Annotated in this window: 16 protein-coding genes and 1 tRNA gene; 13 read left to right on the top strand and 4 right to left on the bottom strand. The window is 74.5% G+C overall.

Translation table 11 applies throughout. The features are described 5' to 3' along the window. Window positions 1-24: 24 nt before the first annotated feature. Window positions 25-456 carry a PPOX class F420-dependent oxidoreductase gene (locus tag ACQFYA_RS16415; RefSeq protein ID WP_499125924.1) on the bottom strand — a complete coding sequence of 144 codons (432 nt, stop codon included), beginning with the start codon at window positions 454-456 and terminating at the stop codon, window positions 25-27. Window positions 457-634: 178 nt separating this feature from the next. Here ACQFYA_RS16415 and ACQFYA_RS16410 point away from each other — a divergent pair, with 178 nt between their 5' ends. Genes ACQFYA_RS16410 through thpD form a run of 3 tightly spaced genes read left to right on the top strand, consistent with a single transcriptional unit; the run spans window position 635 to window position 3,183 of the window. Further along, on the top strand, window positions 635-2,041 hold the full coding sequence (locus tag ACQFYA_RS16410) for a hypothetical protein (RefSeq protein WP_499125922.1): 1,407 nt from the start codon (window positions 635-637) through the stop codon (window positions 2,039-2,041). A gap of 6 nt (window positions 2,042-2,047) precedes the next feature. Next, entirely contained in the window at window positions 2,048-2,266 is a 219-nt protein-coding gene (locus ACQFYA_RS16405; protein WP_499125920.1) for a hypothetical protein, read from the top strand. Beyond that, on the top strand, window positions 2,263-3,183 hold the full coding sequence (gene thpD / locus ACQFYA_RS16400; protein WP_499125918.1) for an ectoine hydroxylase: 921 nt from the start codon (window positions 2,263-2,265) through the stop codon (window positions 3,181-3,183). Before ACQFYA_RS16405 ends, thpD begins: the two co-directional genes overlap by 4 nt. 102 nt (window positions 3,184-3,285) lie before the next feature. Here thpD and ACQFYA_RS16395 read toward each other — a convergent pair whose 3' ends face one another. Further along, a complete protein-coding gene (locus ACQFYA_RS16395) occupies window positions 3,286-4,011 on the bottom strand; it encodes a hypothetical protein (RefSeq protein WP_499125916.1) in 726 nt (241 codons plus the stop codon). Between the two features lie 176 nt (window positions 4,012-4,187). Here ACQFYA_RS16395 and eno point away from each other — a divergent pair, with 176 nt between their 5' ends. From eno to ACQFYA_RS16380, 3 genes are all read left to right on the top strand, one after another. Further along, on the top strand, window positions 4,188-5,471 hold the full coding sequence (gene eno / locus ACQFYA_RS16390) for a phosphopyruvate hydratase (protein ID WP_499125914.1): 1,284 nt from the start codon (window positions 4,188-4,190) through the stop codon (window positions 5,469-5,471). Between the two features lie 314 nt (window positions 5,472-5,785). Beyond that, window positions 5,786-6,625 (top strand): FtsB family cell division protein, encoded by an 840-nt coding sequence (locus ACQFYA_RS16385; RefSeq protein ID WP_499125913.1) that lies wholly within the window; start codon window positions 5,786-5,788, stop codon window positions 6,623-6,625. 41 nt (window positions 6,626-6,666) lie between these two features. Beyond that, entirely contained in the window at window positions 6,667-6,939 is a 273-nt protein-coding gene (locus ACQFYA_RS16380; RefSeq protein WP_499125911.1) for a VOC family protein, read from the top strand. A 35-nt stretch (window positions 6,940-6,974) separates the two neighbouring features. On the opposite strand, the gene ACQFYA_RS16375 is transcribed toward ACQFYA_RS16380, so the two are convergent. Beyond that, a complete protein-coding gene (locus tag ACQFYA_RS16375) occupies window positions 6,975-7,808 on the bottom strand; it encodes an IclR family transcriptional regulator (RefSeq protein ID WP_499125909.1) in 834 nt (277 codons plus the stop codon). A 69-nt stretch (window positions 7,809-7,877) separates the two neighbouring features. On the opposite strand from ACQFYA_RS16375, the gene ACQFYA_RS16370 reads away from it, so the two are divergent. The 7 genes from ACQFYA_RS16370 to ACQFYA_RS16340 all read left to right on the top strand — a co-directional run bounded on the left by ACQFYA_RS16370 (window position 7,878) and on the right by ACQFYA_RS16340 (window position 14,202). Beyond that, complete coding sequence (locus ACQFYA_RS16370) at window positions 7,878-8,933, top strand: 2-dehydro-3-deoxygalactonokinase (RefSeq protein WP_499125907.1); 1,056 nt, start codon at window positions 7,878-7,880, stop codon at window positions 8,931-8,933. Continuing rightward, complete coding sequence (locus tag ACQFYA_RS16365; RefSeq protein WP_499125906.1) at window positions 8,930-9,559, top strand: 2-dehydro-3-deoxy-6-phosphogalactonate aldolase; 630 nt, start codon at window positions 8,930-8,932, stop codon at window positions 9,557-9,559. Before ACQFYA_RS16370 ends, ACQFYA_RS16365 begins: the two co-directional genes overlap by 4 nt. A gap of 40 nt (window positions 9,560-9,599) precedes the next feature. Then, entirely contained in the window at window positions 9,600-10,748 is a 1,149-nt protein-coding gene (dgoD, locus tag ACQFYA_RS16360; RefSeq protein ID WP_499125905.1) for a galactonate dehydratase, read from the top strand. Window positions 10,749-10,862: 114 nt separating this feature from the next. Next, window positions 10,863-11,399: a DUF501 domain-containing protein gene (locus ACQFYA_RS16355; protein ID WP_499125903.1), complete on the top strand. Its 537-nt coding sequence runs from the start codon at window positions 10,863-10,865 to the stop codon at window positions 11,397-11,399. Window positions 11,400-11,487: 88 nt separating this feature from the next. Beyond that, the gene (locus tag ACQFYA_RS16350) at window positions 11,488-12,480 is read left to right on the top strand and encodes a Ppx/GppA phosphatase family protein (RefSeq protein ID WP_499125901.1); all 993 of its coding nucleotides are present in this window, start codon (window positions 11,488-11,490) and stop codon (window positions 12,478-12,480) included. Window positions 12,481-12,550: 70 nt separating this feature from the next. Further along, the gene (locus ACQFYA_RS16345) at window positions 12,551-14,002 is read left to right on the top strand and encodes an NAD(P)/FAD-dependent oxidoreductase (RefSeq protein ID WP_499125900.1); all 1,452 of its coding nucleotides are present in this window, start codon (window positions 12,551-12,553) and stop codon (window positions 14,000-14,002) included. A 126-nt stretch (window positions 14,003-14,128) separates the two neighbouring features. After that, window positions 14,129-14,202: transfer RNA gene (locus tag ACQFYA_RS16340), tRNA-Leu, on the top strand. A gap of 98 nt (window positions 14,203-14,300) precedes the next feature. Here ACQFYA_RS16340 and ACQFYA_RS16335 read toward each other — a convergent pair. Beyond that, window positions 14,301-15,209, bottom strand: a complete 909-nt coding sequence (locus ACQFYA_RS16335) for a LysR family transcriptional regulator (protein ID WP_499125898.1) — start codon at window positions 15,207-15,209, stop codon at window positions 14,301-14,303. Between the last annotated feature and the right edge of the window lie 66 nt (window positions 15,210-15,275).

The following is a 15,275-nucleotide window of genomic DNA, read 5'->3' as shown; positions in this document are numbered from 1 at the left end:
CCCGGTCGGGCGCGCCGCGGGCCGTCAGCCGAACGACATCGCGGACGCGCGCTCGACCTCGACGAGGAAAGCGATGCGCTCCTCGCCGCGCGGGTAGTCGGCGCCCGTGTACACGCGGGCGATCCGGTCGACGACGGCCCAGCCGGTGTCGCCCATCAGCACGCGGTCCACGCGGCCGCGCAGCATCGCCATCTCCCACGGCCGCTCGGTGTGCGACACCGAGACGGCGACCCGCGGGTCGCGGTCCACGTTGCGCGCCTTCTGCGAGCGCAGGCTCGTGAGGAACGCGAGCCGGTCGCCCTCCCACGCGACCCAGAGCGGCACGCTGTGCGGGGACCCGTCGGGCAGCAGCGTCGCGAGGTGGGCCACGTGGGGCTCCGCGACGAGCGTGCGGGCCAGGTCGGGCAGGTGGGCGGGGCCGGGCAGGGAGGCGGAGCCAGGGGGTGCGGTCGTCATGCAGGGTCGACTCGCCGGACGGCCCGGACTGATCGCCCGGACGTCGTCCCGCCGGGTTCACCTCCGTTTCAGCAGGTGGGGACGGGCGCGCGTCCCTAGCATGAGCCGGAGGGCGCCGTGACGGGGCCCGGCCGTGCGCGGGCGCGGCGACCTGACGCGGGCGACGACGGAGGACGCGATGAGCGGCACGACCGACGACGGGGCGGGGGCGACGGACGCGGCCGCGCGCCTGGCGGCGCTGGAGCGCGAGAACGCGGAGCTGCGGGCGCGACTGGCGGCCGGCGAGGGGCAGCCGGTCGTCGTGGCCGCGGCACCGCCGACCACCGCGCCCCGGGAACGGCGCCACCGCGGTCGCGCCGCAGCGGCCGTCGTGCTCATCGTCCTCGGCGCGCTGCTGGCGCCCGTGGCGGTGATCTCGGCGTGGGCGGAGCGCACGCTGACCGACTCCGACCGGTACGTCGCGACCGTCGGTCCGCTCGCCTCGGACCCCGCGGTCCAGGGCGCCGTCGCGGGCCGGCTCACCGACGTCGTGATGGAACAGATCGACGTGGACGCCATCGTGGGCACGGTGGTCGGCGGGCTCGAGGAGCGGGGGGTCGGGCCGCGCGCGACCGACGCGCTGACGCAGCTCAAGGGGCCTCTGACCAGCGGCGTCGAGTCGTTCGTCCGCCGCGCGGCCGACAACGTCGTGCAGAGCGACGCGTTCGAGGACGCCTGGGTGCAGGCCAACCGGACGGCGCACCAGCAGCTCGTCGCGACGATGGAGGGCCAGGGCGGCGAGCTGCTGCAGATCGGCCAGGACGGCCAGCTCACCATCCAGCTCTCCGGCATGATCGACCTGCTCAAGCAGCGGTTGGTCGACCGGGGGCTGGGCATCGCGGCGCGGATCCCGGAGGTGAACGCCACCTTCACCCTGATGCAGACCTCGCAGCTGGTGCAGGTGCAGAACCGGTACGCGCAGGTCGTGGCGCTGGGCACGTGGCTGCCGTGGCTCTCCCTGGGCCTGCTGGCGGCGGGCGTGCTCGTGGCGCGGCGCAAGACGCGTGCGCTGGTGGTCGCGGGGCTGGCGCTCGCGGCCGGCATGGTGCTGCTCGCGATCGCGCTGGCGATCGCGCGCGGGCTCTACCTGAACGCCCTCAGCGACGTGGTGCTGCGCCTCGACGCCGCCGAGGTGCTGTTCGACCAGGTCCTGTCGTTCCTGCGGATCACGCTGCGGACCATCGGCGTGCTCGGCCTCGTGGTGGCGCTCGTCGCGTACCTGGGCGGTGGCAGCGCGTCGGCGCGGTCCCTGCGGAAGGGTACCCAGCGCGGGTTCGCCACGCTGCGCGACTACGGCGAGGGCCGGGGCGTCTCGACCGGCCCGGTGGGCGACTGGCTCGGCCGTTACCGCACGGTCGTCCGCGTGGCCGTGATCGGCGTCGCCGTCCTCGTGCTGCTGCTCGCGGGCAGCCCGACACCGGCGCTCGTCGTGGGCACCGCCGTGGTGGCGGGCCTGGTCATCGCCGTCCTCGAGCTGGTGGCGCGGCCGCCGCGGCCCGACGCCGCGGCCCCCGACGCGCCCGAGGCGGCGGCGCCGCTACCCTGACGCGTCGTGGCCACCACCGACACCGAGATCACCGCCGACCTCGTCCGGGATCTGCTGCGCGAGCAGCACCCCGACCTCGCCGACCTGCCGGTGCGGCTGGGCGCCCGGGGCTGGGACAACCAGCTGTGGCGGCTCGGCGACGACCTCGCCGTCGACGGGTGCGCCCGCAGCGACCATGACGACACCACGACCCCGGGTCCGCCCGGGAGAGCGGAGGAGACATGACCGCGACCACCGAGACGACCTTCGGCACGACCACCGACGTCTTCCCGACCCGCCTCAGCGAGGCAGGGGCGACGATCGCACGCCGCCATCCCACCGTGTGGGGCAGCCCCGCGGACGGCCCGTTCGAGGAGCCCGAGCTGGAGGCCCACGCCGCGCGCGGGTTCACCGTCGTCGAGGACTTCATCACCCCCGAGGAGGTCGCCGGCTTCACGGCGGAGCTGGACCGGCTCGCCACGGACCGCGCACTCGCCGACGACCCGCGCCTCGTCACGGAGAAGTCCTCCGGCGAGGTGCGTTCCGTCTTCGAGGTGACGGAGCTGAGCCGGGCGATCGACGCCCTCAGCCGGGACCCGCGGCTGCTCGACCGTGCCCGCCAGCTGCTGGGCTCGGACGTCTACCTGCACCAGTCCCGGGTCAACTACATGCCGGGGTACAAGGGCAGCGGGTTCTACTGGCACTCCGACTTCGAGACGTGGCACGCCGAGGACGGCATGCCGGCGCCGCGCGCCGTGAGCTGCTCGATCGCGCTCACGGCGAACTACCCGTACAACGGCGGCCTCATGGTGATGCCCGGGTCGCACCGCACGTACGTGCCGTGCGTGGGGGAGACGCCGGAGAACTATCACGAGGCCTCGCTGCAGGAGCAGAAGATCGGCGTCCCCTCCGAGGAAGCCATCACCGAGCTGGCGCACCGGCACGGCGTCGACCAGTTCACCGGTTCGGCCGGCTCGGCCCTGTGGTTCGACTGCAACATCATGCACGGCTCGGGGAACAACATCACGCCGTTCCCGCGCTCGAACATCTTCCTGGTGTTCAACAGCGTCGAGAACGCCCTCACGGAGCCGTTCGCGGCCCCCGCACCGCGTCCGGAGCACATCGGGCGGCGCGACGGCGCTCCGTTGACGCCGCTGGCCTGACCCTCGGGCTGCTGTCGGCGAGGTGGCGGTCAGGCCGTCCGGGCACCCGGGTGGTCGGCCGCCGCCTCGCCGTGTCCGCCGGGCCGCACGGTCATGACCGGGTCACGGCCGGGTGTCGGGGCTGTCGGCCTCGTGACCGGGCGGCCGCCCGAGCAGTCCGGCGATGCGCTGCTCGATGGCGTCCGTGGCGGCGTCGGGCAGCGCGACGATGCCCTCCAGCTCCTTGACCGCGCGACGGTACGCGGACTGCCGCTCGACCCGGCCGGCGCCCTCGTCGTCGGCCAGGGCGAGCAGCGTCTTGGCCCGGTCCAGCGCGCGGCGCTCCTCGGGGGAGAAGTCGGAGGCGCGGCGGCGCTTCGCCTCCCGCTCGGCGACGTCGAACCGGACCTGGTACTCGCGGACCGCCTCGCGGTACCGGTCGAGCTGTGCGCGGTCCTCGATCTCGGCCGGGTCCTTCGGGCGGAGCTCCTCGGCGTCGCGCCGCGCGCGGTGGAAGTCGACGGTGACCTGCTCGCGCATGTCCGTCATGACCGGGAACTCGAGCGTCTTGACGGCGTCGAGCTCGTAGTCGAGCCACCGGCGCTCGGTCTCGTCGTGCGTGGCGATCGTCCGGGCGACGTCGGAGGCCAGCGAGCGATCCGACGCCGGGGTCGAGGTGGAACCGGCCGTGGGCGCCGCCCCGCCGTGCTTGATCTTGTACATCTCGATCTTGTCCCGGCGGCGGCGCTCGTCCCACACCTGGGCGCCGCGGATCCAGCCGCCGACGATGCCGCTCAGCGGGAAGACCAACCACCAGTAGGAACCGAGGAAGTCCCAGAAGCCGTCCACGGTGCCCACGCTAGCGGGGGAGCCGGCCCGGTCCGTGGTCGCGGACGCTGCCCGGCGGGTGCCGGTCTAGGCTGGGGGCGTCAACCCAGCACCGTCGCGGGCGTCAGCGGCCCCGGGCACCCCTGCCTGGGCCTTGCCGCGCGGTCGCCCGCGAGCCCCGTCTGAAGGAGCAGCCCGTGGCAAGCATCGAAGCCGTTGGAGCACGCGAGATCCTCGACTCGCGCGGCAACCCCACCGTCGAGGTGGAGATCGCGCTGGACGACGGCACGTTCGCCCGTGCGGCGGTCCCGTCGGGCGCCTCGACCGGCGCCTTCGAGGCGGTCGAGCGTCGTGACGGCGACAAGGGGCGCTACCTGGGCAAGGGCGTCGAGGGCGCGGTCAACGCCGTCATCGACGACATCGCCCCCGAGCTCATCGGCTACGACGCCGAGGAGCAGCGCATCATCGACCAGACCCTCATCGAGCTGGACGGCACCCCGAACAAGGGCAAGCTCGGCGCCAACGCGATCCTCGGCGTCTCGCTCGCCGTCGCGAAGGCCGCCGCCAAGTCGGCCGGCCTCGACCTCTTCCGCTACGTCGGCGGCCCCAACGCGCACGTGCTGCCGGTCCCGATGATGAACATCGTCAACGGCGGCTCGCACGCGGACTCGACCGTGGACTTCCAGGAGTTCATGATCGCGCCGATCGGCGCGCCGACCTTCAAGGAGGCGCTGCGCAACGGCGCTGAGGTCTACCACGCGCTCAAGAGCGTGCTGAAGTCCAAGGGCTTCTCCACCGGCCTCGGCGACGAGGGCGGCTTCGCCCCCGACCTGCCGTCGAACGTCGCGGCGCTCGACCTCATCGTCGAGGCGATCGAGAAGGCCGGCTTCGCGCCGGGCTCCGACATCGCCATCGCGATGGACGTCGCTGCCACCGAGTTCTTCAAGGACGGCGCGTACCACTTCAAGAACGGCGAGGTGCACTCGACCGAGGACATGATCAAGCTCTACGAGAGCATGGTCGCGAACTACCCGATCGTGTCCATCGAGGACCCGCTGTCCGAGGACGAGTGGGGCGCCTGGACGCAGTTCGTGTCCGAGGTCGGCGACAAGGTCCAGGTCGTCGGCGACGACCTGTTCGTCACCAACCCGGAGCGCCTCGCCCGTGGCATCCAGGAGAAGTCGGCGAACTCGCTGCTGGTCAAGCTCAACCAGATCGGCACGCTCACCGAGACGCTCGACGCCGTCACGCTCGCGCAGCGCAACGGCTTCACCACGATGACCTCGCACCGCTCCGGCGAGACCGAGGACACCACGATCGCCGACCTGTCCGTGGCGACCAACGCCGGCCAGATCAAGACCGGTGCCCCGGCCCGCGGCGAGCGCATCAACAAGTACAACCAGCTCCTGCGCATCGAGGAGGCGCTGGACGACGCCGGCCGCTACGCCGGTCGTTCCGCGTTCCCGCGCTTCCAGGGCTGACGCCCCGGAACGCCGCTCGACGACGGCCGGTCGCCCCTCGCGGGCGGCCGGCCGTCGTCGTCCCGCGAGGTAGTTCAAATCCCCGCGAGGTAGTTCGAAACCTGGCGAGGTAGTTCCCCAATCCGGACTACTTCGCGGGATCGTGAACTACCTCGCCGGCACGGGAACTACCTCGCGAGGTTTCGAACTACCTCGGCGGGAATGGAACTACCTCGCGGCATTCCGGACTACCTCGCGGTCGTGCGCGGGTCCGCCTCGCGGGCGCGCCGACGACGGTCCCGGGCCCGGGCGGTGCGGATCGGCAGAATCGGGGCGTGCCTGCTCGTCGCCCGACCTCGCCCTCCGCACGCCGCCCGGCGTCGCGGCCCTCGGGCGCGCGGAGCGGCTCCGCGCGACCCACGACGACCGCGAACGGCTCGGTCGGCGCGCCCTCGTCCGCCCGCCCGCGGTCCGGCGCGCAGGGCACGAAGGCGTCGGCGTCAAAGGGGTCCAAGACGGCCGGCGCGAGCAAGGGGACGACGGGGGCGAAGTCCTCGTCGAAGGGGACGACGCCAGGAAAGGCGCCGCGGAAGTCGTCGGGCACGGCGTCCGGCACGGCGTCCGGCGGACGGCGCGGGTCGCGACGTCCGGCGGGGCCGGCGCGCGAGGACCGGCGCCGCAGCCGCTACGGGCTGGTGCTGCCGGAGGTGCTCACCGTCCGGCTCATCGTGCTGTCCGTGGTGGTGCTGCTGGCCGTCGTGCTGCTGCTGCCCACGGTGCGGGGCGCGGTGCAGCAGTCCCACGAGCTGGACCGGCTGCGCACGGAGCTGGCGCAGAACCAGGCCGAGCGGGACCGCCTGGAGGTGGAGCTCGGGCGCTGGGACGACCGCTCCTACGTCGAGGAGCAGGCGCGCTCCCGCCTCAGCTTCGTCATGCCGTCCGACAAGGTGTGGCGCGTGGTCGACCCCGACGCGGCGGGGGCGGACGACGTCGACCCGGTGACGGGCGAGGCGGTCGACTCCGGCCCGGTCGGCACGTCGGCCGGCCCGAGCGTGCCCTGGTACCAGTCCGTGTGGGAGTCGGTGCAGGTCGCCGACGGCCCCGCCGCCACGACCGGCGGCGACGCGAAGGACGCCCCGGCGAGCACGCCGAGCCCGTCGTCGCCCGGAGGCTGAAGAGCCGGCGGCCGCAGGCGCCGCGCGCCTACGGTGGACGCATGACGACGCCGGTCGTCGACCCCACCGGCGAGGGCCCGCGGCTGTACTTTCAGCGCGTCCCCGAGGGCAAGGTCGTCAAGAACCGCGTGCACCTGGACGTGCGGGTGGGCGCCGGCCTCGTGGGGGAGGAGCGGCTCGCCGCGCTCCAGGCGGAGCAGGCGCGGCTCGAGCCGCTCGGCGCCGTCTACCTGTACACGCAGCTCGCCGACGGCGAGGAGGAGTCCTGCATCACGATGCAGGACGTCGAGGGCAACGAGTTCTGCCTCGACTGAGACCTGCCCCGACCGTGCCCGCTCGTCGGCGCCCGTCAGCGCGCCGCCGGTCGGAACCCGAGCCCGGCGCCGATGCCGGCCGCGGCGTCCAGCACCACGGGGACCAGGGCCTCGACCCGGGCCGGGGGCATGGCAGGACGGCGCGCGGACACGCTGATCGCGGCGGCGATCGCGCCCGACGCGTCGCGCACGGGCGCGGCGACGCACAGCACGCCCGGCTCGTTCTCCTCGAGGTCGAAGGCGACCCCGCGCCGCGCCGACGCCTCCATGACGGCGACGAACTCGTCGGCCGTCAGCACCTCGGTCTCCGCCCCGGCGCCGGCGGCGGTGCCCACCCGCCGCTCCGCGAGGAACCGGTCGCGCCAGCGGTCCGGGCGGTCGAGCAGCAGCGCCTTGCCGATGCCGGTGCGCGTGAGCGGCATGCGGTGCCCGATCCGGGACCGCATCGGCGCCCCGCGGGCGCCGGGGATCTTGTCGAGGTAGAGCACCTGCCCGCGGTCCTCGATGGCGAGGTGCACGGTGTCGGACACCCGCGCGGCGAGCGCCTGCAGCGGCGCGGCCGCGACGGCGGCGACCGGGTTCTCCTGCAGCGCCTGGTAGCCCAGCTCGATGAGGGCCGGTCCCAGCGCGTGCCGGCCGTCGTCGAGCCGGCGCAGGTAGCCGGCGGCCACCAGGAGCTGCAGCAGCCGGTGGGTGGTGCTGCGCCCGACGCCGGTCTCGGCCACCACGTCCCGCAGTCGCTCGTGCCCGCGGGCGACGGCGTCGACGACGGCGAGGCCGCGCGCGAGGGTCTGCGTGCCCTCGGGCACGGGGACGGCCCGCGTCGCGGGTCGGGTCGCGGGCGTCGCGGCGTGCGGGGGGACCGTCATCCCGCGACGGTATCCCGATAATCGGGAAGCGTGTCCCCTTCGGGGGGGCGTCGGCCTAGCGTCCCGTCCATGGCCGACGACGCTCCCCGCCGCGACGCCGCGCTGGTCGCCCTCGACTGGGGCACCACGTCGTTCCGCGGCTGGCTCCTGGACGGGGCCGGGCGCGTGCTCGACGAGGTCCGCGCGCCCGACGGCTCCCTGCGCACCTCCGAGGGCGCGCGCACCGACGAGGAGCGTGCCGCCGCGTTCGCGGGCACGTTCGCCCGGCGGTGCGGGCCCTGGCTCGACGCCCGTCCCGGCCTGCCGGTGGTGTGCGCCGGCATGGCGGGCAGCGACCACGGCTGGGCGCAGGCCGGGTACGTGGACGTGCCGGCAGGCCTCGACCGGCTCGCGCACCGCCTCACCGCCGTGCCCCTCCCCGCCACGGCCGACGCCCCCGCCGTCGCGGGCGGCGTCGTCCACCTCGTCCCGGGGCTGCGGGTGCCGGGACCGGACCCGGACGTCATGCGCGGGGAGGAGGTCCAGCTGCTCGGCGCGGTCGCCGTGGCCGGTGACGACCCGCCCGCGGCCGTCGTGCTGCCGGGCACGCACTCCAAGTGGGTGCGGCTCGACGGCCCCCGCGTCGCCGGCTTCTCCACCGCGATGACGGGGGAGGTCTACGCCCTGCTGCGGCGCGACAGCATCCTCGCGCGGCTCGCCGACGGCGAGCCCGGGCCCGCGCCGTCGGGCGCCTTCGACCTCGGGCTCGACGCCGAGGCCGAGCGCGGCGACGACCGCGGGCTGCTCGCGCTGCTCTTCACGGCGCGCACGCTGGTGCAGGCCGGACGGCTCGCGCCGCCCGACGTGGCCGACTACCTCTCCGGGCTCCTGGTGGGCTCCGAGGTGCGGCACGCCCTGCGCGCGACGCCCGCCGCCGACGTCGCCGTCTGCGGGTCGGCCGCCACGGCCGCGCGGTACCGCCGCGCGCTGGAGCGGCACGGCGCGACCGCCCGCGCGGTCGTCGAGGACGCCGCGGCCCGCGGCCTGTGGCGGGTCGCCGTCGACGCCGGGCTCGTCGCCCCCGCTGCCCGCACCGCCACCACCGCCCGCACCGTCCCGGCACCGACCCTGGAGGACCAGCCATGACGCAGCACGCCACCGGCCTCGTCGCCATCCTGCGCGGGGTCACGCCCGACGAGGCCGTCGAGGTCGCGACGGCGGCGCTCGCCGCCGGCCTCGACGCCGTCGAGGTGCCGCTCAACTCGCCCGACCCGCTCGAGTCGGTGCGGCGGATCCGCGCCGCCCTCGGCCCGGACCGGCGCGTCGGCGCGGGCACCGTCCTCACGCCCGACGACGTGCGCCGCGCCGCCGACGCCGGCGCCTCGCTCGTCGTCTCGCCGAACACCCGGCCGGACGTCGTCGCCGAGGCGGTCCGCCTGGGCCTCGAGAGCTTCCCCGGGGCCGCCACGCCGACCGAGGCGTTCGCCGCGCTCGACGCCGGGGCCACGGCGATCAAGATCTTCCCCGGCCAGGCCGTCGGGGTGTCCGGGATGCGCGCCTGGGCGAGCGTCCTGCCCGCGGGCACGCGGCTGGTCCCGGTCGGCGGGGTGGACGCGTCCACCCTCGGCGACTGGGCCCGCGCGGGCGCCGACGGCGCCGGGATCGGTACGTCCCTGTACCGCCCGGGGGACTCGCCCGCCACGGTCGGCGCGCGCGCCGCCGAGCTCGCGCGCGTCTGGGCCGCGCACACCGACAGCGCCACCGACCACTGACCACCACCACTGACCGAGCACCGACGCCGAGAGGGATGCCGTGAAGATCACGTCACTGACGACATTCGTCGTCCCGCCCCGCTGGCTCTTCCTCAAGATCGAGACCGACGAGGGGATCGTCGGCTGGGGAGAGCCCGCCCTGGAGGGGCGCGCCGCCAGCGTGGCGGCCGCCGTCGAGGAGCTGTCCGACTACCTGGTCGGCCAGGATCCCCGACGGATCGAGGACCACTGGACCGTGCTGTACCGCTCCGGGTTCTACCGGGGCGGCGGGATCCACATGAGCGCGCTCGCCGGCATCGACCAGGCGCTGTGGGACATCAAGGGCAAGGCGCTCGGGGCGCCCGTGCACGAGCTGCTCGGCGGCCGGCTGCGCGACCGGATCAAGGTCTACTCGTGGATCGGCGGGGACCGGCCCGCGGAGACCGCCGCGGCCGCGAAGGAGGCCGTCGAGCGCGGCTTCTCGGCCGTGAAGATGAACGGCCCCGAGGAGCTGCAGTACCTCGACACGCGGGACAAGGTCGAGAAGGTCGTCGCCAACGTCGCCGCGGTCCGGGAGGTCGTCGGGCCCGACGTCGGGATCGGCGTGGACTTCCACGGGCGCGTGCACCGGCCGATGGCGCGGGTGCTGCTCGACGCGCTGGAGCCGTACCACCTCATGTTCGTCGAGGAGCCGGTGCTCTCGGAGCACGTCGACGGGATCGCGGACGTCCTGCGGGCCTCGACGACGCCGATCGCGCTGGGGGAACGGCTCTACTCGCGCTGGGACTTCAAGGACGTCATCACGTCCGGCGTCGTCGACGTGATCCAGCCCGACCTGTCCCACGCCGGCGGCATCACCGAGGTGCGCAAGATCGCCGCGATGGCCGAGGCCTACGACATCGCCGTCGCCCCGCACTGCCCGCTGGGCCCGATCGCGCTCGCGGCCTGCCTGCAGCTCGACGCCGTCGCGTACAACGCGGTGATCCAGGAGCAGAGCCTCGGGATCCACTACAACACCTCCAACGACCTGCTCGACTACGTCGTCGACCCCTCGGTCTTCGCCTACGCGGACGGCTCGGTCGAGATCCCGGACGGGCCCGGCCTCGGCATCGAGGTGGACGAGGACTACGTGCGCGAGCGCGCCGCCGTCGGGCACCGGTGGCGCAACCCCGTGTGGCGGCACGCGGACGGGTCGTTCGCGGAGTGGTGAGCCGAGTGCTGAGCGGTGTGGTGAGACGAGCGGTGACGGGGCGCGACCGCGGCACCCCCGGGTCCGGGGGAGAATGAGGGCTGCCCCCGCCCGCGAACGCCCCGAGGACCCGTCGTGACCGACCAGCCCGCAGCACCCGCCGACGACACGGCCGGCACCGACCCGGCCGTCGTCACCGACCGCGACCTCGAGGTGCTCGCCGAGCAGCTCGGGCGGCAGCCGCGCGGCGTCGTCGGCATCGCCGCGCGCTGCGTGTGCGGGCGGCCGCTGGTCGTGCGCACCGCGCCCAGGCTGCCCGACGGCACGCCGTTCCCGACGACGTACTACCTCACGCACCCGGGCGCCGTCGCCGCCGCGTCGCGGCTGGAGGCGCAGGGCGTGATGAAGGAGATGACGGAGCGGCTGGGCGAGGACGAGGAGCTCGCCGCCGCCTACCGCCGCGCGCACGAGCACTACCTCGCGCGGCGCGCGGAGCTGGGCCGCGTCGAGGAGATCGAGGGCATCTCGGCCGGCGGCATGCCGACGCGCGTCAAGTGCGTCCACGTGCTCATGGGGCACGCCCTGGCCGCCGGGCCGGGCTTCAACCCGTTGGGCGACGAGGCGCTCGCGACGGTCCGCGACCAGTGGCGCCCCGACCGCTGCTCGTGCTGACGGACCTCTGACGGACCGCTGACGGGCGTTCGTCACACGCTCCCCGCCCGGGGAGCGCACGGTCGGTGCCGGGTGAGAGGGTGACCGCGTGACAGAGAGCCCCACCCCCTCGTCGTCCGGACCGGCCACCGGGACGCGGGTCGCCGCGATCGACTGCGGGACCAACTCCATCCGCCTGCTCGTCGCCGACGTCGGTCCCGACGGCACGCTCACCGAGGTCGACCGGCAGCTGCGCATCGTGCGCCTCGGGCAGGGCGTGGACCGCACGGGCGAGCTCGCCCCCGAGGCCCTGGCGCGCACGCTCGAGGCGTCGCGCGACTACGCCGAGGTGATCGCGGGGTCGGGGGCCACGCGGGTCCGCTTCGTCGCCACGTCGGCCACGCGGGACGCGCGCAACCGGCAGGAGTTCGCCGACGGGGTCCGCGCGGCCGTCGGCGTCGACCCGGAGGTCGTCTCCGGCCGCGAGGAGGCGGAGCTGTCGTTCCGCGGCGCCACGGCGGGCGTCGCCGGCCAGCACCCCGGCCCGTACCTCGTGGTGGACCTCGGCGGCGGGTCGACCGAGCTCGTGCTCGGCACCGCGACGCCGGACGCGGCCCTCTCCCTCGACGTCGGGTCTGTGCGGCTCACCGAGCGGCACCTGCACTCCGACCCGCCCGCCCCGGCCGAGGTGGAGGCCGCCCGCGCCGACGTGCGGGCCGCCCTGGACCACGCGGCGCGGACGGTCCCGTTCGCCCGGACCGCGACGCTCGTCGGCCTCGCCGGCTCGGTGACGTCGGTGACGGCGCACGCCCTCGCCCTGCCCGAGTACCGGCGCGAGGCGGTGCACGGCGCCGTGCTCGGCGTCGACCGGGTGCTGGCCGCGTGCGACGACCTGCTGCACCGCAGCCGCGCGGAGCGGCTCGCCCTCGGCTTCATGCACCCCGGGCGTGCGGACGTCATCGGCGCCGGGGCGCTGGTCTGGGCGGAGGTCGTGACCCGGGTCCGGGACGACGTCGCGGCCGCGGGCGGCACGCTGCGCGACGTCGTGACCAGCGAGAGCGACATCCTCGACGGCATCGCGCTCTCCCTCGCGCGGCCCTGAGCGGGGGTCCGGGTGTCGCACCGTGGACGCCGCGACTGCGAGTGCCCGAGGCGGTCGTAGAATGGTCACCATGCCTCAGAACGTTCTGTCGACGGACACCCATGCCCAGGACGCGCCCGCAGCGGCCCCGCGGCCCCGTAAGGTTCCCCGCATCGTCGTCCTCGGCGGTGGGTCCGTCGGCCTGTACGTGGCGCGACGACTGCGCCGCAAGCTCGGCAAGCAGGACGCGGCGATCGTCGTCGTCGACCCCCGGCCGTACATGACGTACGCGCCGTTCCTGCCCGAGGCGGGCGCCGGGTCGATCGACGCCCGCGACGTCGTGGCGCCGCACCGCAAGGCCCTCAAGGGCGTCGACGTGCTGCAGGGCAAGGTCAACCACATCGACCACGCCGGCCACAAGGTCACGATCCACCCCGAGGAGGGGCCGGACTACGAGGTCTCCTACGACCAGCTCGTCGTCGGCCTCGGCTCGGTCTCCCGCACGCTGCCCATCCCGGGCCTGGCGGAGAACGCGATCGGCTTCAAGAACGTGGAGGAGGCCATCGCGGTCCGCAACCACGTGCTCAACCGCATGGACGTCGCGTCCTCCACGTGGGACGCCGAGGCGCGCAAGCGCATGCTCACGTTCACCTTCGTGGGCGGCGGCTTCGCCGGCATCGAGGCGCTCGCCGAGATCGAGGACATGGCGCGCTACGCCACGCGCAACTACCCGACGATCGAGCCCGAGGACCTGCGCTTCGTGATGATCGAGGGCACGGGCCGCATCCTGCCCGAGGTCTCGGAGCCCATGGGCCTGTGGGCGCTCGACGAGATGAAGAAGCGCGGCATCGAGTTCCACCTCAGCACGTTCCTGTCGTCCTGCGTGGACGGCCACGTCGTGACCTCGACGGGCGTCGAGTTCGACACCGAGACCATCGTGTGGACCGCGGGCGTCAAGGCGCACCCGGTCATCAAGGAGGAGTCGGACCTCCCGTTCGACAAGCTCGGCCGCGTCATCGTCAAGCCCACCCTGCAGGTGGCCACGGAGGACGGCGAGATCGTCCCCGACGCCTGGGCCGCGGGCGACTGCGCCGCCGTGCCGGACGTGCTGAACCCCGGGCAGTTCTGCCCGCCGAACGCGCAGCACGCGATCCGCGAGGCGACCAAGCTCGCCGACAACATGATCGCCGTCCTCAAGGGCGAGCAGCCCGAGGACTACAGCCACAAGAGCGTGGGCGTCGTCGCCTCCCTCGGCCTGTACAAGGGCGTCGCGGAGCTGTTCGGCTTCCTCAAGCTGCGCGGCCCGCTCGCCTGGCTCGCGCACCGTGGCTACCACGTGATGGCGATGCCGACCGGCAACCGCAAGCTGCGCATCATGGTCGGCTGGGTCGGCCAGTTCCTCATGGGCCGCGAGATCGTGTCGCTCGGCTCGCTGCACGACCCGCGCGACGAGTTCCGCAAGGCCTCCGTGCCGCCGAAGCAGCCGGGCCAGAAGGTGGAGCAGAAGGCCGAGTCGTCGGCCGCGCGCGCCGAGAGGGGCTGACCTTCCTCCCGCCGAGATAGAGAAGGCGACCCGACGAGATAGAGAGGCTACGCGCCGCAGGCGGTGCGGCGCGTAGCCTCTCTATCTCGTCGGGTCGCCTTCTCTATCTCGGCAACTCGGCACGACGCCCCCGTAGCCCAACTGGCAGAGGCAGCCGGCTTAAACCCGGCCCAGTCCCGGTTCGAACCCGGGCGGGGGCACCTCAGTGCCGGGAGCGCGACGTCGCCGGAGGTCCAGCCGGGATGGGCACCGGGCAGCTTGGGTCCGGTCGTCATGCCTCTCGGAAGCTGCCGCGACCTCAGCGCGTCATCGCGGCCGCGACGTCGGCGCCCGCCCGGTGGAAGGCCTCGACCACGCGCCGCACGGCGAGCCGCTCGGCCCGGTCGGGCCGCAGCACCGCGGAGACGTGCCGCGCGGACGCGATGTCGGCCAGCTCGCGCAGCACCAGGCCGGCGTCGGTGGGGGTGGTGAAGCGGGGCAGCACGGCGACCTGGTCGCTCGTGGCGACGAGCGCCTCGATGAGGCGGTTGTCGCGCAGCCGCTGGGTGACGCGCAGCTCGGCCCCGGTGGCCTGCTCGACGGCGAGGCGCACGGAGTCGAACGGGTAGCCGAGGGGGACGCCGATCCAGTCCTGGTCGACGAGGTCGCGCGGCCGCACCTGCGGCAGGCGCGCGAGCGGGTGGTGCGCGGCCATCGCGATGTCGAGGGGCTCGCGGGCCAGCGGCACCACGGTGAGGGCCTCGGCGCCGGCCGGCCGCACGCTGGTGAGGGAGTGCGCGACGACGACGTCGTGGTCGGCGGTGAGCGGGCCGTACTCGGCCTCGGCGATGTCGACGTCGGCGCACCGCAGCGTGATCGCCGTGCCCGCGAGGTCGGCCATGACCCGGGGCAGCAGGAACGTGGCGGCGCTGGCCAGCGCCGCCACCGTGACGGTGCCGGACGGCTCGCCCTGGAACGCGTCCCAGCGGGCCTGCACCTGCTCGAGCGCGGCGGCGACGGAGGCCCCGCCCTCGGCCAGCAGCCGACCCGCCTCGGTGAGGCGCAGCCCGCGGCCGGACGGCTCGACGAGCGGCGTGCGCAGCTCGCGCTGGGCGGTGCGGAGCTGCTGGGACACGGCCGACGGCGTGCGGTGGGTGGCCCGCGCGACGGCGGTGACGCTGCCCCGGTCGGCCAGCTCGCGGAGCAGCTCGAGGTGCCTGGCATCCATGAAGGCAGGCTACAGACAGAGTGAAGCAACTTTCGCTTGTCCTTCATGATTGCTCGGGTGAGGCTG

This window comes from Promicromonospora sp. Marseille-Q5078 (genome assembly GCF_050315395.1).
Taxonomy (GTDB): Bacteria; Actinomycetota; Actinomycetes; order Actinomycetales; family Cellulomonadaceae; genus Isoptericola.
The sequence above is the reverse complement of the archived record's forward strand: the minus strand, read 5'-3'. Positions and strand labels throughout refer to the sequence as shown.